Consider the following 20,600-nt stretch of genomic DNA (forward strand, 5'->3'; position numbering starts at 1 on the left):
TCGTAACCTCCCTTGCATTCGCCTTCCATGGGCGATCAGCTCGAAGGAGAGGTCTTCCAAAACGTTGGGAGACGTCTGCCGGAAAATTCTCCAGCGGCACACCAACGTCCGCCGTTTTGTCGAAAAATTATCCGTGCCCGCGCTGCAGGCGGCGATAGCGCGCCGGACTCTCGCCCGTTATGGCTCGAAAAGCGACGCCGAAATGCGACTGCGAGGAGAAGCCAACCGCGAGGGCGATCTCGACGATCGGCAGATTGGAGGTCGCGAGCAGTCGCCGGGCGGCGAGCACGCGTTGTTCCACCACGAAACGGTGCGGTGTCAGGCCGGTGGAGCGCTTGAAACTTCGGATGAAGCTGGAAGGGGTCATGCCAGCCACTTGCGCCATCGCAGCCAAGGTGACCGGAGCGCTGGCGTTGGCTTGTACGAACTCTGCAACGCGGGCGCACATTGTCTCGTCCAGGCTCGGTAGACGATCGGATTTCGGCGAGCCAGGAGCTGCGTAACGGTCCGACAGGTGCAGCGCGAGTGTGTAGGCGATCTGCTCGGCCAAGAGCGCATTGGGCCGCTGGCCGCTGTCGCTCGCTTCGACCAGCCGCTGGGCCGACATTTTCAGCAGCGGATCTTCGATATCCCAAGCCATGTCCATCAGAGCGATCGGGGCGGCTGATCCGCGCGCGGCACCGACCTCCTTGAGCAGCGCTTTGCCAAGGTAGAGCAGCAGCAGTTTTCCGGATCCGACCTCGGGCACCGCATCCACGACGACACTGCGCCCCGGCTGCCCGATGCGAAAACGCCCCGCATGAACGGGCCCGTCGCGCCGGATCCGGCCATCTTCGATCAACACGTGGCGGCGGACGTCGTAGAGTGTGATCGCGACCGTCGGGACAGGCAGTTCGCCAAACTCGTAGAGATGTGGCCCGGTCACCTCGCTCACGGCCGCAGCAAAGCCCGTCGTCGACCAAAGATCGATGAGAGCTGACTGCCTTCGACCTGTGACAAGCTCAGCGTGAAGAAGCGGGTTCAGCTGCATCGAATTGGATCAAGCTGCAAAGACCGCCTCCAATAGCATCGATCGTTTGGACTGGCCACCAACGACCCCGCAGCCATCTTAGGTTCGATTCCGCGACAGAACGGTCGACGTTGATCTCACCGGACAGTTTGCGAACGGGCCGCGATGCAAACTCCGGCTTGCGTGCCGCGCCAGTCGCCCAATCCCGTTCGAGCAACCGGATCCGCCGATCCCCATGCAGCGGCCGCTGACGAGCGAATATGCGGCTTGCACCGAGCCGCGCAGCCGCGAAGAGATCGGCCTTACATATCTGGAAACCCTCGCGGGAAGCAGGAGCGGAGCAGACGAATGCTTCGGGCGGCCGACACTCCGAACGGCGCCGCGCTCTGTGCGATCGTCCTGTCGCACAGGCGGGACACCGAAGGTCGATGGCGAATCTGGGCTCCTGATCCTGCCAGAAGAGGCTTGTTCCCGCTGCGCCAGTGGCCAAGCGAGCTCGATTGCCAAGCGCCCGTCGCGGGCATATGCCGATTGAATTCATCCGCTGGATCGGACTTTTGGTCTCGTTTGCATGACACGCGATATTGCAGCGCGACGGCATCGCGCCATCCTGGACGACCTCGATCGGCTGGAATCCGTCACTGTCGAGGAGCTTGCCCGATCGCTTGAGGTTTCGCGCGAAACCATCCGGCGCGACCTCAAGGTCTTGTCCGCAGACGGACGGCTGTCGATCGTTCATGGCGGAGCCATTCGCAACGAGCGCTCGGAAGCATCGTTCGCGAGCCGCCGGTCCGTGAATCGCGAGGGCAAGGAACGGATCGCCAGCCTGGCGGCCTCGATGCTCGGCGACGGCATGACGATCCTGCTCGATTCCGGCACGACGACCGAAGCCGTAGCCCGCGCGCTGGCCAGATCGGACCGCAAGAGGCTGGTGGTCCACACGACGTCCCTGGAAAACGCGCGGTTGGTCAGCCGCTTGCCGGGGGCCCGGGTCTTTCTGATCGGCGGCGAGTTCGACCGCAATGAGGACGCCACCTCAGGTTCCGAGGCCCTGCGGGCGATTGCGCGCCTCTCGGCAGACCTTTCCTTTGTCAGCGTCGGAGGGGTCGACGTGGAAGGTCGGCTCACCGACTACAACCGCGCCGGAGCGGCGATCCGGGGTGCGCTTCTGCACGCGGCGGAGCAGGGCTTTCTCATGGCCGACAGCAGCAAGTTCGGGCTGGTTTTGCCCAGTCGAATCGAGGGCGAGGAGCGTTGCGCTGCATTGCTGGTCGACCGGCTTCCGCCAGAGACGATCGGTGCAAAACTCGCCGAAAACAGGGTTCGCGTGCTCGCCGGTTAATTTGACCGATTTTGTGGTTTTTGTTGTTTTTTGTGTTTTGACACGATAAGCTGCCTTCATCGCGGAGGCGCTCATGTCCATTCCTTCCCAATCTCGCGTCGTCATTATCGGCGGCGGTATCATCGGCTGCTCGGTCGCCTACCACCTGACGAAGCTCGGCTGGCGCGACGTGCTGCTGCTTGAGCAGGGGCGCCTCTCCTCGGGCACGACCTGGCATGCGGCGGGCCTCGTCGGGCAGCTCCGCAGCCAGTCCAGCATGACGCGCCTGATCCGCTATTCGACGGAGCTTTACGCCTCGCTGGAGAACGAAACCGGGCTGGCAACCGGGTGGAAACGCTGCGGTTCGGTTTCCGTCGCCCGGACGCCGGAGCGCATGACGCAGTTGCGCCGGACGATCTCGGCGGCGCGGGCACAGGGCGTCGAGATCGAGGAGCTCAGCCCGCAGGAGGCCGGTGACAAATGGCCGGTGATGCGCACCGACGATCTGCTTGGCGGGGTCTGGCTTCCCGGCGACGGCAAGGCGAACCCCTCCGACATCACGCAGGCGCTGGCACGCGGCGCCCGCAGCGGCGGCGCGACCGTGCGCGAGGGCATCCGCGTCACTGGCATCGAGACCGAGAAGGGCCGGGTCAAGGCGGTGCAGACCGATCAGGGCCGGGTCGAATGCGAGGTGCTGGTGATCTGCGCCGGACAGTGGTCGCGCACCATCGGACAGATGTGTGGCGTCTCGGTGCCGCTGCATTCGGCCGAGCACATGTACATCGTCACCGGCAAGATCGCGGGCGTGACGCCCGACCTGCCGGTGATGCGCGATCCCGACGGCTATATCTACTTCAAGGAGGAGGTCGGCGGGCTGGTCATGGGCGGCTTCGAGCCGGATGCGAAGCCCTGGGGCATGGACGGCATCCCCCACCCGTTCGAGTTCCAGCTCCTGCCCGACGATTGGGACCAGTTCGGCATCCTGATGGAGAACGCGCTGGAGCGCGTGCCGGCGCTGGAGACAGCCGAGATCAAGACCTTCCTCAACGGTCCCGAGAGCTTCACGCCCGACAACAACTTTCTGCTCGGCGAGGCGCCGGAAGTGGCCGGCGTCTATGTCGGGGCCGGCTTCAACTCGATGGGCATCGCTTCCGCCGGAGGCGCCGGCCGCGCGCTGGCGGAATGGATCGTCGAGGGCGAGGCGACCAGCGATCTCTGGCCGGTCGACATCCGCCGCTTCGCGGATTTCAACAACAATCCGGCCTGGCTGAAGGACCGTATCAAGGAGACGCTCGGCCTTCACTACGCCATGCCCTGGCCGAACCGCGAGCTCGATACGGCAAGGCCCTTCCGCCGCTCGCCGCTTTACGATCGCCTGGCGGCCAAGGGGGCCGTCTTCGGCTCGAAAATGGGTTGGGAGCGCGCGAACTACTTTGCCCGCTCCGAGGAGGAGCGCACGATCGGCTATTCCTTCGGTCCGCAGAACTGGTTCGACACGGTGGCGGCCGAGCACCGGGCCTGCCGCGAGGCAGCGGGCCTCGTCGACATGTCGAGCTTCGCCAAGTTCCTGCTGCAGGGGCCAAAGGCCGAGGCTGCGCTGCAGCGTCTGGCCGCCAACGACGTTGCAGTGCCCGTGGGCACCTCCGTCTACACCGCTCTCCTGAACGCGCGCGGCACTTTCGAAAGCGACCTGACGGCGGCCCGAATTGCGCCGGACACCTATCTTCTGCTGACCGGTACCGCCCAGGCGACGCGCGACGCGCATTGGATCAGGCGCCAGCTCCCGGAGGGCGCGACGCTGACGGACGTGACCTCGGCCTATGCCGTGCTCTCGCTTGCCGGGCCGAATGCGGCGAAGATCCTGGCCCGTCTCTCGCCGACCTCCTTCGACCTCGCCGATTTCCCGGCCAATGCCATCCGCAAGATCACGATCGGTTATGCCACGAGCTGGGCGTGCCGCCGTTCCTATCTCGGTGAGGGCTTCGAGCTGTACGTTCCCGTCGAGTTCACGCCAGCGATCTATGACGCGCTCCACAAGGCCGGGGCCGATCTCGGCCTCATGGATGTCGGCTACTACGCCGTCGATTCACTGCGCATCGAGAAGGGCTTTCGCGCCTGGGGACGTGAGCTGACGCCCGATATCAATCCCTACGAGGCCGGTCTCGGCTTCGCCGTGAATCTGAACAAGGGCGAATTCATGGGCCGCGAAGCCCTTGTCGCCGCCAAGGCCGCGCCACGCACCAAAAGGCTCGTCGCGCTCATCGGCCCACGTCCGACCGGCCAGATGGCTTGGGGCGGCGAGGCGATCCTGGCCGATGGCAAGCCCGTCGGCGAGATCACCTCGGCGGCCTTCGGTGCGACTGTCGATGGAATCGTCGCGCTCGGCTGGGCCGAAAGCCACGAACCAATTGATCAAGCCTGGCTCGATGCCCGCAAATGGACGATCGATCTGGCGGGGACGGCCGTCGCCGTCACGGCCAGCCTCGCGGCGCCTCTCGATCGCAAGCCGGCGTGAGGCGCGCGGCCATGACCGACCTTGCGCCGCTCTCGCTCAGCATTCCCCGCGACATCGCCGTGCAGAAGCCCGCCCGTATCCTCACCCTTTCCTGCGAGGACCGGCCCGGCATCGTGCATGCGGTCAGCGGAGTCCTTTACCGGCACGGTTGCAACATCCTGGAAAGTGCGCAGTTCAGTGATCCGCGCGACGCCCGCTTCTTCATGCGTGTCGCCTTTGCGGCGGGTGATCGCTTCGACGAGGCCGCCTTCCGGCGCGAATTCGACGGCGTCGCCGGAACCTTCCGCATGGCATGGGATACCATCGACCCGACGCGCCCGCAGCGTGTCGTCCTGATGGTTTCGCGCTTCGGCCATTGCCTGAACGATCTGCTCTTTCGCCAGGCGACGGGAAACCTCGACATCACCATCCCGGCCATCGTCTCGAACCACCGCGATTTCGAGCCGCTGGCTCAGAATTACGGCATTCCGTTCCATTACCTGCCGGTCACGGTGGCCACCAAGGCCGAGCAGGAGGCCAAGCTGCTGGAGATCGTCGCGCAGACCGAAGCATCGCTGGTCGTCCTCGCCCGCTACATGCAGGTGCTTTCCAACGACCTCTGCCGCGCGCTCGACGGGCGGGCGATCAACATCCACCACTCGTTCCTGCCGAGCTTCAAGGGCGCGAAGCCCTACCATCAGGCCTATGATCGCGGCGTGAAGCTGATCGGAGCCACCGCGCATTATGTGACCTCCGATCTCGACGAGGGCCCGATCATCGACCAGGACGTTGGCCGCGCCGACCACTCGCTGACGCCGGACGATCTGGTCAGTGCCGGGCGCGATATCGAGGCGGTCGTGCTGGCGCGGGCGCTCAGGCTCCATATCGAGCGCCGGGTGATGCTCGCCGGCCGTCGCACGGTGATCTTCCGCTAAGACCGACGTGTTCTCCTCGGAACCACACCGTCATCCCGGACAAGCTGCGCAGCAGCGCCGATCCGGGATCCATCGCAAGGCTCTGCGCCCTTCGATGGATCCCGGGGCAAGCCCGGGATGACGGCGCGGCTTTGAGATTGCTCGGCCTGCTCTGGAACCGCTCACGCGAAGGCGACGTTCCGCGTCTGCGCCCGCAGGCGCGGATCACGCGAGCGGATCTGGACTGGCCTGCCGTCGAGGACCTCGAAGCAGCGCGCCAGCGTGTCGTCCGATAGCCGCCGCATCGCCTCGGCCGTGAAGAAGGTCAGGTGCGGGAACAGGATCACGTCGTCGCGGCCGAAGAGCGGGCTGAGCGGATGGCCGGAACGGGCGAGCGGCTCCTGGCTGTAGACGTCGAGCCCGACGCCGCCGAGCTTGCCCGCCAGCACCGCCTCGACCAGCGCCGCCTCGTCGATCAGCGCGCCGCGCGAGACGTTCACGAGGATCGCATCTGGCTTGAGGCAAGCAAGCTCCGCCCGGCCGATGATATGGCGGGTTTCTTCGTTGAGAACGCTGTGCAGCGAGACCAGATCGCATTGCCTGAGCATCACGTGAAGGTCGTCGACTTTCTCGATCCCGGCGGCAGCCATCGTCTGCGCATCGACATGCGGATCGTAGCCGAGGACGCGCGCGCGGAAGCCCCGCCCCGCCATCCGCGCCATGCTGCGGCCGATCTTGCCGGTGCCGACCAGCCCCAGCGTCGCGCCAGAAATGTCCCGGCCGAGCCAGCCCTGCGCAGGCCAGATCCAGCCCTCGCTTTGGACGGCACGACCGATTTCCGGCAGGCGCTTCGCCAGCGCGATCGTCAGGGCGAAAGCGCCCTCCGCGACCGTCTCCTCGGCATATTCGGGCACGTTGACCACGGGGATGCCGCGCGCGATCGCGGCGGGGATGTCGATCGCGTCGATGCCGACGCCGTATTTGACAATGCCCTTGAGCTTGGGCGCCGCCGCGATCACCCGCGCGGTGACGGGCGTGTAGCACATCAATAGCAGGTCGGCGTCGGCGACCTCCCGCATCAGCGCTTCCTCGGCGATTCCGTCAGGGAGTGTGACGAGATCGACGCCGCGGGCGCGAAGCCCGGCGTCGATCTCCGGGCATTCCAGTTCTTGGTCGGTGCGGACAGCCTTCATCACCGCCCCTCAACCCGCCAGGATCGCCTGCTCGACGATGCCGAGCGCGCGTTCGAGATCGGCCTGCGCGATCACCATCGGCGGCGACAGGGTCAGCACATTGCCCTGGCTGATCTTGAAGCTCAGGCCCGCCTCCAGGCAGCGGTAATAAACGCGCTCGGCCAAAGCATTGTCAGGCGTCCAGGCGTCGCGGTCCGAGACGAGCTCGATCCCGAAGAGCAGACCGCGGCCGCGCACGTCGCCCACGGACGCGCAGCTCGCTCCGAAATGGCGCAGGCGCTCCATCGCATAGGCGCCGAGCTCGGCGGCGCGCTCCGTCAGCCCCTCCTCGCGGATGATGTTGATGGTGGTCAGCGCCGCGCGGGTCGTGACCGGGTTCTTCTCGTGGGTGTAATGGCCGATCGCATAGCCGCCGGCGACGTCGAGATCGCGCCGCGCCACCACCGCTGCGATCGGCAGCATGCCGCCGCCCAGCGCCTTGCCGAGCACGACCATGTCGGGCTGCACATCGTCATGCTCATGGGCGAAGAAGCGCCCGGTCTTGCCGAGACCGGTCGGGATCTCGTCGAAGATCAGCAATGTGCCGTGCCGGTCGCAGGCCTCGCGCACGCTCTTCCAGAAGCCCGGCGCCGGTGGATAAGGCGTCGCCCGCATCGGCTCGGCGACGACCGCCGCGACATCGCCTTCCCGCGCCAGCACATAGGAAATCATGCGGGCGCAGGCGCGCGCGGAATCTTCCAGATTGTCGTGGCCATAGGCGCAGTTGCGGGTGCCCCAGGGGGCGACATGCTCGGCGCCTGGCAAGAGCGGGCCGGCGATACCGGAGCGGAAGGTCGCCTCGCCACCGACGCTGGAGGCGCCGAAGCCGGCGCCATGGAAGGCGTCCCAGAAGGACAGGGTCTTGAACCGGCCGGTCGCGGCGCGGGCGAGCCTGAGCGCGACCTCGATCGCATCCGAGCCGCCGGTGGTGAAGAGTACCTTGCCGAGATCGCCCGGCGCCAGCCGCCCGAGAGTCTCGGCAAGCTCGACCGCCGGCTCGCAGGTAAAGCGCCGCGGCGCAAAGCAGAGCTCGTCGAGCTGTGCCTTGATCGCCTCCTTCAGGCGCGGATGGCCATAGCCGATATGGTGCACGCTATTGCCATGGAAATCCATGTAGCGGCGGCCCATCGTGTCCTCGATCCAGATGCCTTCCGCCTTGGCGATGGCTGTGAGGCAGGGGCTCGACAGGCTCTGGTGCAGGAAGGCTGCGGAATCGCGCGCGAGCAATTCGCGGGTACCGGCATCGCCGATCCCGGCGGACCAGTCGCCGCGCGCCGCGGAGGTGTTGGATTCGCCCTCGGTATGGACGATGACGGCGGCTTCGGCGCGCATGGTAAAGGCCTCGGTTCGCGCCGGCGGGGCGCTGTCGAGGCTCAGAATGCCTTCGTTCCATCAATCTGAAAAATCGCTATTTCATATCCAAGTATAAATTTCAGCGATATCATTCCGCGTCGGCTTTTCGAGGCTCCGCCCCGCCATGCGCTACGTTCAGCTCCGTGCCTTCCATCAGGTCGCATTGTCCGGCGGGTTCTCGAAGGCGGCACTGGCGCTCAACCTCACCCAGCCCGCGATCTCGGATCAGGTTCGGAAGCTGGAAGAGGAATACGACGTCGCCCTGTTCAGCCGCCGTCATCGCCAGATCGTGCTGACAGCGGCAGGGCAAAGATTGCTGGCTGTCACGCATCGCCTGTTCGGTGCCGAGGGCGAGGCGCTGGAGCTGTTGCAGGAGGAGCGTTCGCTGCGGACCGGCGCGCTCAGGATCGTCGCGGATTCCGTGCATCATGTGCTCGATGTGCTCACCGCCTTCCGCGAGCGCCATCCCGGCATCCAGGTCTCGATCGCGCAAGGCAACACCGGCAGCATCGTCGAGACGCTGATCGGCTACGATGCCGAGATCGGCGTTCTGGGTGAGCTCGGCGACGAACGGCCCTTCGCGGTGCTGCCGCTGAACGTCTCACCGATCATCGCCTTTGCCGCGAAGGGGCATCCGGCGGCGGCCCGTGCAACGCTCTCCTTGCAAGAGCTGGCGAGCTGGCCGCTCGTCATGCGCGAGCGCGGATCGCGCACGCGGCAATTGCTGGAGCAGCGTGCGGCGGAGCAGGGCGTCATGCTCGCTTATGCGATCGAGGCCGAGGGCCGCGAGGCGGTGCGCGCCATCGTGGCGGCCGGCGGCGGGATCGGCTTCGTCTCGGCGGCCGAGTTCGGCGAGGACGATCCGCGGCTCGTCCGCATTCCGCTCGACGGGCCGCCGCTCAAGATGCACGAGAAGCTGATCTGCCTGCACGAGCGCCGCAACAGCAAGGCGATCCAGGCCTTTTTCGCGCTGGCGCGGTCCCTGCGCGGCTAGCGCGCCGCTTTACGGCAGCGCTGTCCCGGTTCGCAAGGCGTGCGCCCAGTCGGCGCGTCCATTCGCCTCTGCCCGTTTGGCCGCGCGCTCCCAATCGTAGATCGCGAGGTGATGTTCGATCGCGATCTCCTCGCCGAGCGTCACGACGGCAAAGCGGGCATGAGGCATGCCGCTTTCGGAAACATGGGTCGGGTTCGTGTCGTCATAGGCCGGATTCCCGACGCTGCCGGGATTGAGCACGATCGCACCGGAACTCAGCCGCGTAGCGCGCGGCAGATGGCTATGCCCGCAGAGCATCAGCGGCGCCGCCCGTCCCTTGAGGCGCTGTTCGATCGCCGCGATCGACGAAGGCACGAGACGGCCATCATACACCTCTTCCATCAGGTAGGTTTCGTCATGGTCGGGGGTTGCATGGAAGCAGAGCGCCCCTTCGACCATGGCCTCGACCGGCAGGCCCGCCAGCCAGCCGCGCGCCTGCGGATCGAGCACGCGCCAGGCATAGCCATCGGATGCCCCCAGTCCCTCGGGCGAGGCCGCGCCGAGAGCCCGGTCGTGATTGCCCCGGACGTGGCTCATGTCGCGCGAACGCAGCAGCGCGACGGACTCGGCCGGCCAGAGCGGCCCGGAAGCGCAATCGCCGAGATTGATGAGGCGATCGACGGACATCTCATCGAGCCTCGCGAGCACGGCTTCGAGCGCGAGCAGGTTTCCATGGACATCGGCGATCACGCCCAGGCGCATGCTCGGCATCCTAGCGCTGGCGCCATTGCTGCAAGCGGCCGAAGACCAGTTGGTCGAGGCCGACATGAGCGAGCTTCACCGCGATGGCGGTGACCATGATGATGCTCGCCATGCCCGCTGCGGAAGCCATGGCGCCGGCCTCGTCCATATGGACGATTGCGATCGAGGCGAGCTTGGTGTCGGCTCCATAGAGGAAGATCACGGCGGAGACCGTGGTCAACGCGTTGACGAAGACATAGACGGCGATGTCGAGGATCGCCGGCAGGCAGATCGGCGCGGTCACGCGGCGGAAGGTCGACCAGAACGGCACCTTGAGCGAGGCCGAGACCGACTCGAACTCGCCGTCGAGCTGCTTCAGGCTGGTCAGCGCCGTGATGTGCCCGACCGTGTAGAAATGCGCGACGGTGTTGATCACCAGGATCGTCAGCGTCCCATAGAGGAAGCCGAGCGGGTTCCAGCCGGCATTGTAGAAGAAGACATAGCCGAGGCCGAGCACGAGGCCGGGCACCGCCATCGGCAGGATCGCCAGGAACTGGGCGAAGGCGCGCAGGCGCGGGAAGAGCTTCACCTTCTCGATCAGATAGGCGCCGGTGAAGATCAGCGCCGTGCCGATCACCGCCGTCAGCGAGGCCAGCATCAGCGAGTTGGCATAGGTGCCCCAGCCGTCGGGCTCGACCTGGGCGAAGTCGTAGTTGCTCAGCGTCAGCGACAGGTTATAGGGCCAGTATTTGACGAAGGAGCCCCAGAAGGCGACCGCGTAAGGGCCGACGATGGCGAGCGCGATCAGGCCGACGAAGCCGAGCAGCGCGAGGTCGCGGCGCCGGTCCGGACGCGGGACGTAAGGCACGGCGCGGGCGGACAGCATCGCGCTCTGGCGCCGCTGCACGACGCGGTCGACGAAGAAGGCGAGCACGGCCGGCACCAGCAGGATGATGCCGACGACGGCGCCCATCGGGAAATTCTGCTGGCCGACGACCTGCCGGTAGGCATCGGTCGCCAGCACGCTGAACTGGCCGCCGATGACCTTGGGAATGCCGAAATCGGTGATGACCAGCGTGAAGACGACGAAGGTCGCGCTGATCACGCCATAGCGCGCGCCCGGCAGGGTGATCGTGTGGAAGATGCGCCAGCGCGAGGTGCCCATCGCATCCGCCGCCTCGCGCAAACGCCCGTCCGAGAGCGCCAGCGCCGTGACGAGGATCAGCATCGCATGCGGAAAGCAGTAGAGCACTTCGGCCGCGATGATGCCGATGGGGCCATAGAGCGAGGCGCCCATCATCAGGGATTTCAGGATGCCCTGATTGCCGAAGAGGTAGATCAGCGCGAGGCCGGACAGCAGCGAGGGCGCGAAGACCGGCACCATCGCGGCGGCATAGAACGCGCCCTTGGCCGGGATGCAGCTCCGGCGCAAAGCATAGGCGTAGAGGAACGCCAGCGGCACAACGATCACGGTGGTCACGCCGGCGACGAGCAGGCTGTTGAGCAGCGAATAGAACAGCGAGGGCGTCGTCGCATAGCTGACGAAATTGGCGAGGCCGACGAACTTGCCTTGCGTGTCTTCCAGGCTCTTGGACAGCAGCGCCCAGAGCGGCAGCGCGATGATCAGGACCAGCACCGAGCAGAGCGCCAGGATGAGCGCGCCGGCGACATGGCGCTCGCTGATCCGCAGCGGCGCGACTTTCACGGGCGTATCGGTCATCGGCAGGGGCTGTGCCAGATCGCTCATCGTCCGTCCCCGGCAAAGACGTGCAGCGCCTCGGGCGGAAAGGCGACGGCGCGGACCTGCCCCGGGACAATGCCGAGATCGCGCATCGCATTGGTCGAGAAATCGGCGGCGATGCTGGTCGCGCGCGAGCTCGTCGGCTGGAGATGCGCGCGGCAATAGGAGCCGAGGAAGGCGAGGTCCCCGATCGTCGCCTCGAAGCGGTTGGGCGTGTCCTCGCCGATGCTGCGCGTGCGGACCTCCTCGGGCCGCATCGCCAGACGCACCGGCGTGCCCACCGCGAAGGGCGCGGCATTGGCGACGACGAGGTCGAGCTCGTCGACGCGGACCTTGCCCGGACCGGTCACGATCGCGTCCATGAAGGTCATGTGCCCGACGAAATCGGCGACGAAGGGCGTCGCGGGGCGGCGGTAGATCTCCTCGGGCGAGCCGACCTGCTCGACCGCGCCATCCCGCATCACGACGATACGGTCGGCCATCGCCAAGGCCTCCTCCTGATCATGCGTCACCATGATCGTGGTCACGCCGAGCCGCTGCTGCAGCGAGCGCATCTCGTCGCGCAGGCGCACCCGCACCTTGGCATCCAGCGCAGAGAGCGGCTCGTCGAGCAGCAGCAGTTCCGGCGAGGTGGCGAGAGCCCGCGCCAGCGCCACGCGCTGCTGCTGGCCGCCCGAGAGCTGGACCGGATATTTCCTGCCCTGTTCCGGCAAGCCGACGAGGGCGAGAAGCTCGTTCACGCGCTTGCTGATCTCGTCGCGGGAGCGGCGGCGGTTGACCAGCCCGTAGCCCACGTTGTCGGCGACGGTGAGATTGGGAAAGAGCGCATAGGACTGGAAGACGATGCCGAAATCGCGCTCGGAAGGGCTGGCATGCGAGACGTCGCGCCCGCCCATATGGATCGTGCCGCTGTCCTGGAGATCGAGGCCGGCGACCGCCCGCAGCAAGGTGGTCTTGCCGCAGCCGGACGGGCCGAGGAAGCAGACGAATTCGCCGCGATGAATATCGAGGTTGATGTCGCGCAACGCCTTGAACGCGCCGAAATTCTTGGCGACCTGGCGGATGGAGAGGAAGGGTGTCGTATTGCTGGACATCATGCCGGCCTTCATCTGAACGGACAGAGATCCGTCCCGCGAACAGCGGCGGGACTTCTCTTGCGTCTTGCACGGATCATGCCGCCGGCCGCCCACGCGGCCGGCGGCATGGCAGAGGCTCAGTTCTTCGGCGCAGCCTTCGACTCGTAGCGCTTCGACCACTCGGCAAGCACCCGTTCGCGGTTATCGGCCATCCAGCCGAGGTCGTTTTTGATCATCCCCGCCTCGGCATTGGCGGGGTAGTTCGCCGGCTTGTTCTCGACGCCGGGCGCGGCGACGATCGCATAGGTCTTGGAGTAGAGCTCGTTGGCGTCCTTCGTGGTCGACCAGTCGGCGATCTTCTTGGCGAGCGCGAGATTCTTCGAGCCTTTGACGATGGCGCTGGCTTCCATCTCCCAGCCCACGCCCTCCTTCGGGATCACCACCTCGATCGGCGCGCCCTTGCTCTTCTCGGAGGCGCCGCGCATATCGAGCGCCAGCCCGATCGTGCGCTCGCCGCGCGCCGCCTGGACGCAAGGCGCGGAGCCCGAATGCAGGTAGGCGCCGATATTCTCGTGCAGCCCGTCCATGAACTTCCAGCCTTCGGCCTCGCCCATGCTCTGCAGCCAGCCGGCGACCATGAGGTAGCCGGTGCCCGACGAAGCCGGATGCGGCATCACGATCTTGCCCTTGAAGGCCGGGTTGAGCAGGTCCTTCCAGGAGGTCGGGACCGGGACACCCTTGGCCTCGGCCGTATTATAGCAGACGACGCCGAGATAGGCGTCCATGCCGGTCCAGGTATAGGGGCTGTTGGGATCGCGGAAGACCGGCTTCAGGGCATCGGCCCCGGCAGGCTTGTAGGTTTCGAGCAGGCCTGCCTTCTCGAACATCAGGAGGCTGGACGCTGCCAGGCCCATCACCATGTCGGCGCGGGGATTGTCCTTCTCGGCGAGGAAGCGGGCGGTGATGACGCCGGTGGAGTCGCGGACCCAGACGACCTCGGCCTCGGGCACCGCCTTCTCGATCGACGACTTGAAAGGCGCGAGCTGGTCGTTCTCCAGCGCGGTGTAGATCGTCACCTTGGTCTTCTGCGCGTGAGCGATCCCCGGAAGTGCGAGCGCAAAGGCACCGATGACGCAGGAAGCTAGCCAGTTCTTCATGATCTCATCCCCTCTTTATGATCAGTTTGAACGCTCTTCGGACGTTTTCTTCCCCTGATATGCAAAAACGCAGGCGGATCGCTCCGCCTGCGCTGGCTTTTCTTGTTCACGCGGTCCAGGGCATGGACCAGGTCTTGACGTTGGTGAAGGATTTCATGGCCTCGACGACGCCCTCCTTGTAGCCGAGGCCGGAATCCTTGATGCCGCCGAAGGGGGACATCTCGATCCGGTAGCCCGGGACTTCCCAGAGATTGACGGTGCCGACCTCGAGATCGGCGACAAAGCGCTGGATGTAATCGTAGCGGTTGGTGCAGATGCCGGAGGAGAGACCATAGGCGGTCGAGTTCGAGATCGCGATCACCTGCGCGATGTCGTCGGGCACGCGGATGATCGGGATCACCGGGCCGAAGGTTTCCTCATGGACGAGCTCGCAAGTGTAGGGGATCTTGTCGACCACGGTCGGGTGGAACAGCGCCCCTTCCGCCCGCTTGCCGTAGAGCACCTCGGCCCCCTTGCTGACGGCGTCGTCGACGCGGGCCTGGAAGAGCGCGGCCGAGCGGGCGTTGATGACGCAGCCGACATCAGTGGCGGGGTCCATCGGGTCGCCGCATTTCAGCTTCTTGGCCTTCTCGACGACGAGCTTGGCGAAGACGTCGGCGACGCTCTCGACCACCAGGATGCGCTTCACCGCCGTGCAGCGCTGGCCCGAGTTCTTGGTCGCGCCGGTGACGGCAAGCTCCGCCGCCTTGTCGAGATCGGCATCCTCCATGACGATCAGCGGATCGTTGCCGCCGAGCTCCAGCACGATGCGCTTGTAGCCCGCGGTATTGGCGATGTGCTTGCCGACGCGGACCGAGCCGGTGAAGGTCACCAGGTCCGCATCGGGATCGGTGATCATCGCATCGCCCATGGTCGAGGGGTTGCCGGTGACGACCGAGAGCATCTCCGGCGGCAGGCCCGCTTCGTAGAGCACGTCGGCGAGTGCCAGCGCGGTCAGCGGGGTCAGTTCGGTCGGCTTCAGCACGAGACGGTTATTGGTCGCGATCGCCGGGGCCAGCTTGTGACTGACCATGTTGAGCGGGTGGTTGAACGGGGTGATCGCCGAGATCACGCCGAGCAGCGGCTGGCGCGTGGTGAAGATCTTGCGCGCCTTGCCGTTCGGCGAGATGTCGCAGGAGAACATCTCGCCATCGTCCTTGATGGTGAGCTGCGCCGCGAAGGACCAGACGTCATAGGCGCGGCTGGCTTCATAGAGCGAGTCCTTCCAGCACAGGCCGGCTTCCGCCGTGATCAGCTTCGCGAAGAGCTCCTTGCGGTCGCGCAGCAGCTCGGCCGTCTTCTGCAGGATCTGCTGGCGCTCGTAGCGCGAGAGCGTCGGCTTGAAGGCCTTGGCCTTGGCGAAGGCCTCGCGGACATGCTCGGGCCGGGCGGCCGGGATCAGGCCGACGACGCTGTCGTCATAGGGGTTCCTGACCTCGACCATGTCGTCGGTCGTGACCAGCTTGCCGGCGATGCGCATCGCCTCGCGCCGCACCGGCGGCTTCACCGTCGCGTTCATCTCAGTTCACCAGGTTCAAGGCGACGTCGAAGACGTCGAAATTGCGGAGCGTGCGGCCCTGCGGCACCGTGATCGGCCGGTTGGCGATCATCGGCACGCGCTGCTCGGTGATGCCGCCATGCGAGCGCAGCGGCTCTGTGAGGCCGGAGAGATCATGTCGGTCCGGCGAGGTGCCGATCACCTTCTGGCGCGTCGAGACGACCACGACATCGCCGATCCGGTCGGCCGGCAGCTCGAAGCGCTCGCAGGCTTCCGCCGAGGTCACCGCCAGCGCGATGCCCTCGATCCCGGAGATGCGGGCTGCGACCTCCTCCTGGCTGGTGCCATCCGGCAGATAGACCGTGGCGAAGGAGCCGAGTGCGCCGTGATGGACGACGTAAGGGTCGGTGATCGGCAGGATCACGCGCATCGTGCCCTTGCCGTACCACTCATCCATCAGGCTCTGGAGATAGACGACATCCGGCTCGCCATTGGCGAGGTGCTTGTCGTTCATGCCGTGATCGGCGGTGATGACCAGCGTGCAGCCGAGCGCATCGAGCTTGCCGACGTAACCGTCGAACATGGCGTAGAACGAGTCCGCCATCTCCGAACCGGGGCCGGCCTTGTGCTGCACATAGTCGGTGGTCGAGAGATACATCAGGTCGGGCTTGAAGGTCTCCAGCAGCTTGACGCCGGCAGCGAAGACGAACTCCGAGAGATCGGCCGAATAGACGGATGGCACCGGCATGCCGACGAAACCGAGCACGTTCTCGATGCCGTTTTCAGCCTTGTTCGCCTTGTCGGCCTTCTCCGAGGAGAAGGCGATCGCGCTGCCCGAGGCGAAATCCAGGCCCTTGCCGAGCAGGGTGCGCAGCTTGTCCTTGGCGGTGACCATCGCGACCTTGAAGCCGGCCTTCTGGAACTCCGCCAGGATGGTCGGCGCCCGCAGGAAGCGGGCATCGTTCATCATCACCTCTTCCTTGGCCTCGCGGTCGTAGAAGAAGTTGCCGGCGATGCCATGCCAGGCCGGCGGGCGGCCGGTGATGATCGAGAGGTTGTTGGGGTTGGTGAAGCTCGGGATCACCGAATAGGCGTGGGTGCTGGCGCCGGTCCTCATGATCCGGTCGAGGTTCGGCGTCAGGCCCTTGGCGCTGGCAGCCTCGATATAGGCCGGCTCCGAACCGTCCATGCAGATCACAACCACCGGACGCTGCGGACGCGCATATCCGCGACCGTTCGCAACGACATCCGCGCCGACTTTCGAATGCATGTTCATCATCACCTCCTCAAGCGGCCGACTTCAAGCCAACGCCCATCTCATCAAGGACATCCGACACCGTGGCGACGAAGGCGCGCATGTCCTGTGCGCCGAGCGCCCCGATGCAGCCGATGCGGAAGCTGTCCGCGACCGTCAGCTTGCCGGGATAGATGACGTAGCCGGCATCCTTCAGCGCGTCGTAGAAGCGCTGGAAGACGAAATTCTTGTCCTGCGGCATGTGGAAGGTGACGATGATCGGCGCCTGACGAGCCGCCGGCAGCAAGGTGCGGAAACCGAGCCCTTCCATGCCCTCGATCAGGATGCGGGCGTTCTCGGCATAGCGCTCGCCGCGGCCGGCGACGCCGCCCTCGGCCCAGAACTCCTGCAAAGCCGCGTGGAAGGCGACGATGACATGGATCGGCGGGGTGAAGCGGTACTGCCCGGTGCGCTCGAAGCCGGCATTCTGGTCGTGGAGATCGAGCACCAGCGTCGTGGCATTGCCCTTGGTCTCGGCCAGTGCGCTCTTGCGGGCGATGACGAAGCCGAGCCCGGGAACGCCCTGGATGCACTTGTTCGAGGAGGCGGCGACCGCGTCGAAATAGACCTCGCGGCTGTCCAGCGGCAGGGCCCCAAAGGCGCTCATCGAGTCGACCAGCAGGCGGCGGCCATGGCGCTTGGCGAGCGCGGCGATCGCCTCGACCGGGTTGCGGATGCCGCTGGTCGTCTCGCAATGGACCGTGAAGATGTGGGTGATCGCGGCGTCAGCGACCAGCATGCGATCGATCTCGGTGAGATCGGGCGGGGTGTCCTCGGCGGTCTCGTGGACGGCGACGGCGCGGCCGGCGATCTCCAGGATGCGCTTGGCGCGCTGGCCGTAGGCCCCGTTGATCAGGACCAGGATCTTGCCGTCGCGTGGCACGAAGGTGGTCAGCATCGCTTCGACGGCGAAGGTGCCGGAGCCCTGCATCGGCACGGTGACGAAGTCCTCGCCGCCATGGATGATCTTCGGCAGCTCTTCCAGAACCGCCTTGTTGATGCCGACGAAGGTCGCGTCGCGCGAGCCCCAGTCATGCACCATGGCCTCCTTGATGGCGCGGCTGGTCGTCAAAGGCCCCGGCGTCAAAAGCAGCGGATCGCCGGTTTCGGAGGTGGCGGGGCGTCGGGCTTGGGCCATTGCAGGTCTCGCTCTCGTTTTCCAGCGGATGGCCGACGCTAGAACACGCTCTTGACATAGGTCCAATACATCCTCTTCATGTTTGATATAGAGAGGATCTATAGATATGGCCGTCAGCTATTCCGGCCTCGCTGCGTTTCATGCCGTGGCCGAAGCGGGAAGTTTTACCAGCGCGGCGAAGGCCAAGAATCTCAGCCAGCCCACGCTCTCCACGCAGGTGAAGGCGCTCGAGGACGCGTATGGTGTGCGTCTTTTCGATCGGATGGGCAGGCAGGTTAGGCTCACCCCCCTCGGGCAGAGCCTTTTCGTGATCACCGCCCGGTTGTTCACCGCCCAGGACGAGGCGCAGGCTCTCCTGGCCGGCACGCGAACGTTGCAGCGCGGCCATCTGCGGATTGCGGCTGACAGCGCGACGCATGTCATGGCGGCCCTCGCGAAGATGCGTGCGAACTACCCGGGGCTCACCTTCTCGCTGACCATCGGCAACTCGTCCGAGGTCGTCGATCAGATCATGGATTTCGTCGCCGATGTCGCGATCACGGCGCGCCCGAACTCCGATCCTCGCATCCACAGCATCAAGCTGCGGTCGGACAATCTGATCGCGTTCATCGCGGCCGACCACGAACTTGCTCGGCACGACAGCATCCCCATCGAAGCGTTCGCAGGTCAGGATATCGTCTTGCGCGAACGGGGATCCATCACGAGGGAGGTGATCGAGAACAGGCTGTCGATGGCTGCCGTCAAACCGATGAACCTGCTCGAAGTGCAATCGCGCGAGGCTGTTCGAGAGGCTGTCGCGGCCGGCTTCGGCATTGGCGTCGTCTTCGAAGCCGAATTCAGACCTGACTCCAACCTGAAGCGGCTGACCTTGACCGGCGCTGATTTCAGCGTCGGAGAATATGTGGCCTGCCGGGCGGAGCGGCGCCGCCTGCCTCTGGTCCGGAGCTTCTTTGAGATGGTGCAGCAAATCGTCGAAGGGACCTAGCACCAAGGCCAGATTCGGCCGTATCCGGACGCCGGACAGAGCCCTTAGCTGGTGGATGCCGTATTGATCCCGGCATCGATCCAATCACGCGTCTGCTCCAGGACCTCATCCGAGAGCGCGGGATCGTCTACCGCCCGGGTGAGGATCATAGCTCCCACCATCGCCGCAAAGCTTCCGATCGCCACGCGGCGTCTGTCCGCCACATCCAACTCCGGGAGCGCCTCGCCGATCCGGTCAAGCTGCGACCGCAGCCCCTGGGTCATGGCCGAGCGTGCAGCTGGGGTTTGATGGCGGACGGCCGCAGCGAGGGCAGCGGTCGGGCAACCACCGGCGCAGTTGTCGCGATGACCGGTTGAAAGATAAGCATCCAGATACGCGCGAAAATCGCCCCCTTCGCCCGCATTCGCGGCGAGGACATGGGCAAGGGTCTGCGCGATCAGATCGTCCTTCGAGCTGAAGTGGCCATAGAAACCGCCATGGGTGAGACCGGCGGCTTTCATCACCTCCGCGACGCCGACCGCGTCGAACCCCTTGTCGCGAAACAGCCGGCTGGCCGCATCCAGGATCCGGCGACGGTTCTCCGCCATCTGTTCTCGACTGACCTTCATTTCAAAATTCTCCGCGAGCACCATTGACACTTACATGATGGCCATCATATTTAGCATCGATCATGATGATCGTCATGAATATAAATGCGACCACAAAAGAGAGCAACCCTATGACCGTCATTCCGTCAGTTCTCATCACCGGCGCCTCCACCGGCATCGGCGCCGCCTATGCCGAGCGCTTCGCGCGCCGCGGGCATGACCTGGTGCTGGTCGCCCGTAACACCGCGCGCATGGAAGCCTTGGCGGATCGGCTGCGTCAGGAGACGGGCGTGGCGATCGACATCATCCAGGCCGACCTTACGCGACCGGGAGACCTTGCGACGGTGGAGACCAGGCTGCGCGACGATGTCCGTATCGGGGTTCTCGTCAACAACGCCGGAACCGCCATTGGCGGCAGCTTTATCGAGCAGAGCACCGATGACGTGGCACGCCTCGTGGCGCTCAATACGACCGCACCTCTGCGGCTTGCCAGCGCCATCGCTCCGCGACTTGCAGAGAACGGCGAAGGGGCGATCGTCAACATCGGCTCCGTGGTCGGCCTGGCGCCGGAATTCGGAATGAGCGTCTACGGCGCAACCAAGGCCTTTGTTCTGTTCCTGTCGCAGGGACTCAGCCTCGAGCTCGGCCCAAAGGGCGTCTACGTCCAGGCCGTGCTTCCCGCCACGACGCGAACAGAGATCTGGGACCATGTCGGCGCCGAGGTCGATACCATGACCGGGGTTATGGAGGTGGGCGATCTGGTCGATGCGGCGCTGGTGGGCTTCGACCGCCGCGAAGCTGTGACAATCCCGCCGCTTCCCGATGCCGGGCAGTGGGACGCGCTTGAGGCCGCGCGTCAGGCCATGCTTCCGAACTACCGGAATGCACGCCCCGCCGAGCGGTATCGCACGGGCGCCTGAGCATCAAACGAAACATCGATTATCCGGCCGCCATCATGGCTGACGCCTGATCTGGAGGAACAGCATCATGAAGGCCTTCATCCTCGACCGCTACGGCAAGAAACAGCAGTTGCGACTGGGCGACATGC

17 protein-coding genes are annotated in these 20,600 nt (G+C 65.5%); 6 read left to right on the top strand and 11 right to left on the bottom strand.

Annotated elements, in window-relative coordinates:
• Positions 1–127 precede the first annotated feature (127 nt).
• Entirely contained in the window at positions 128–1,030 is a 903-nt protein-coding gene (locus GGC47_RS18165) for a helix-turn-helix domain-containing protein (protein ID WP_142023196.1), read from the bottom strand.
• 550 nt (positions 1,031–1,580) lie between these two features.
• Between GGC47_RS18165 and GGC47_RS18170 the strand changes: the two genes are divergently transcribed.
• The 3 genes from GGC47_RS18170 to purU all read left to right on the top strand — a co-directional run bounded on the left by GGC47_RS18170 (position 1,581) and on the right by purU (position 5,759).
• Entirely contained in the window at positions 1,581–2,351 is a 771-nt protein-coding gene (locus GGC47_RS18170; protein ID WP_112763705.1) for a DeoR/GlpR family DNA-binding transcription regulator, read from the top strand.
• Positions 2,352–2,424: 73 nt separating this feature from the next.
• Entirely contained in the window at positions 2,425–4,845 is a 2,421-nt protein-coding gene (locus tag GGC47_RS18175; protein ID WP_142023197.1) for a GcvT family protein, read from the top strand.
• 11 nt (positions 4,846–4,856) lie between these two features.
• Complete coding sequence (purU, locus tag GGC47_RS18180; RefSeq protein ID WP_142023198.1) at positions 4,857–5,759, top strand: formyltetrahydrofolate deformylase; 903 nt, start codon at positions 4,857–4,859, stop codon at positions 5,757–5,759.
• A gap of 161 nt (positions 5,760–5,920) precedes the next feature.
• Here purU and GGC47_RS18185 read toward each other — a convergent pair whose 3' ends face one another.
• A complete protein-coding gene (locus GGC47_RS18185; protein WP_142023199.1) occupies positions 5,921–6,931 on the bottom strand; it encodes a 2-hydroxyacid dehydrogenase in 1,011 nt (336 codons plus the stop codon).
• Between the two features lie 9 nt (positions 6,932–6,940).
• Positions 6,941–8,302 carry a (R)-1-hydroxy-2-aminoethylphosphonate ammonia-lyase gene (gene pbfA, locus GGC47_RS18190; protein WP_142023200.1) on the bottom strand — a complete coding sequence of 454 codons (1,362 nt, stop codon included), beginning with the start codon at positions 8,300–8,302 and terminating at the stop codon, positions 6,941–6,943.
• Positions 8,303–8,447: 145 nt separating this feature from the next.
• Here pbfA and GGC47_RS18195 point away from each other — a divergent pair, with 145 nt between their 5' ends.
• Entirely contained in the window at positions 8,448–9,317 is an 870-nt protein-coding gene (locus GGC47_RS18195; RefSeq protein ID WP_142023201.1) for a LysR substrate-binding domain-containing protein, read from the top strand.
• Positions 9,318–9,326: 9 nt separating this feature from the next.
• On the opposite strand, the gene GGC47_RS18200 is transcribed toward GGC47_RS18195, so the two are convergent.
• From GGC47_RS18200 to GGC47_RS18230, 7 genes are all read right to left on the bottom strand, one after another.
• Entirely contained in the window at positions 9,327–10,058 is a 732-nt protein-coding gene (locus GGC47_RS18200) for a metallophosphoesterase family protein (protein ID WP_142023202.1), read from the bottom strand.
• 10 nt (positions 10,059–10,068) lie between these two features.
• The gene (locus GGC47_RS18205; RefSeq protein ID WP_142023203.1) at positions 10,069–11,784 is read right to left on the bottom strand and encodes a putative 2-aminoethylphosphonate ABC transporter permease subunit; all 1,716 of its coding nucleotides are present in this window, start codon (positions 11,782–11,784) and stop codon (positions 10,069–10,071) included.
• The gene (locus GGC47_RS18210; RefSeq protein WP_142023204.1) at positions 11,781–12,875 is read right to left on the bottom strand and encodes a putative 2-aminoethylphosphonate ABC transporter ATP-binding protein; all 1,095 of its coding nucleotides are present in this window, start codon (positions 12,873–12,875) and stop codon (positions 11,781–11,783) included. The genes GGC47_RS18205 and GGC47_RS18210 overlap by 4 nt, the downstream gene beginning before the upstream one ends.
• 116 nt (positions 12,876–12,991) lie before the next feature.
• Positions 12,992–14,011, bottom strand: a complete 1,020-nt coding sequence (locus GGC47_RS18215) for a putative 2-aminoethylphosphonate ABC transporter substrate-binding protein (protein ID WP_142023205.1) — start codon at positions 14,009–14,011, stop codon at positions 12,992–12,994.
• Positions 14,012–14,117: 106 nt separating this feature from the next.
• Entirely contained in the window at positions 14,118–15,569 is a 1,452-nt protein-coding gene (phnY, locus tag GGC47_RS18220) for a phosphonoacetaldehyde dehydrogenase (RefSeq protein WP_142023206.1), read from the bottom strand.
• 1 nt (position 15,570) lies between these two features.
• On the bottom strand, positions 15,571–16,824 hold the full coding sequence (gene phnA / locus GGC47_RS18225; RefSeq protein ID WP_185748056.1) for a phosphonoacetate hydrolase: 1,254 nt from the start codon (positions 16,822–16,824) through the stop codon (positions 15,571–15,573).
• A gap of 10 nt (positions 16,825–16,834) precedes the next feature.
• Entirely contained in the window at positions 16,835–17,980 is a 1,146-nt protein-coding gene (locus tag GGC47_RS18230) for a 2-aminoethylphosphonate--pyruvate transaminase (RefSeq protein WP_142023208.1), read from the bottom strand.
• Positions 17,981–18,086: 106 nt separating this feature from the next.
• On the opposite strand from GGC47_RS18230, the gene GGC47_RS18235 reads away from it, so the two are divergent.
• Entirely contained in the window at positions 18,087–18,965 is an 879-nt protein-coding gene (locus GGC47_RS18235; protein WP_038363422.1) for a LysR substrate-binding domain-containing protein, read from the top strand.
• A 44-nt stretch (positions 18,966–19,009) separates the two neighbouring features.
• Here GGC47_RS18235 and GGC47_RS18240 read toward each other — a convergent pair whose 3' ends face one another.
• The gene (locus GGC47_RS18240) at positions 19,010–19,573 is read right to left on the bottom strand and encodes a TetR/AcrR family transcriptional regulator (protein WP_142023233.1); all 564 of its coding nucleotides are present in this window, start codon (positions 19,571–19,573) and stop codon (positions 19,010–19,012) included.
• Between the two features lie 110 nt (positions 19,574–19,683).
• On the opposite strand from GGC47_RS18240, the gene GGC47_RS18245 reads away from it, so the two are divergent.
• The gene (locus GGC47_RS18245) at positions 19,684–20,472 is read left to right on the top strand and encodes an SDR family NAD(P)-dependent oxidoreductase (RefSeq protein WP_142023232.1); all 789 of its coding nucleotides are present in this window, start codon (positions 19,684–19,686) and stop codon (positions 20,470–20,472) included.
• Positions 20,473–20,600 lie beyond the last annotated feature (128 nt).

The organism is Allobosea sp. OAE752 (assembly GCF_050433265.1).
GTDB lineage: Bacteria > Pseudomonadota > Alphaproteobacteria > Rhizobiales > Beijerinckiaceae > Allobosea > Allobosea spartocytisi.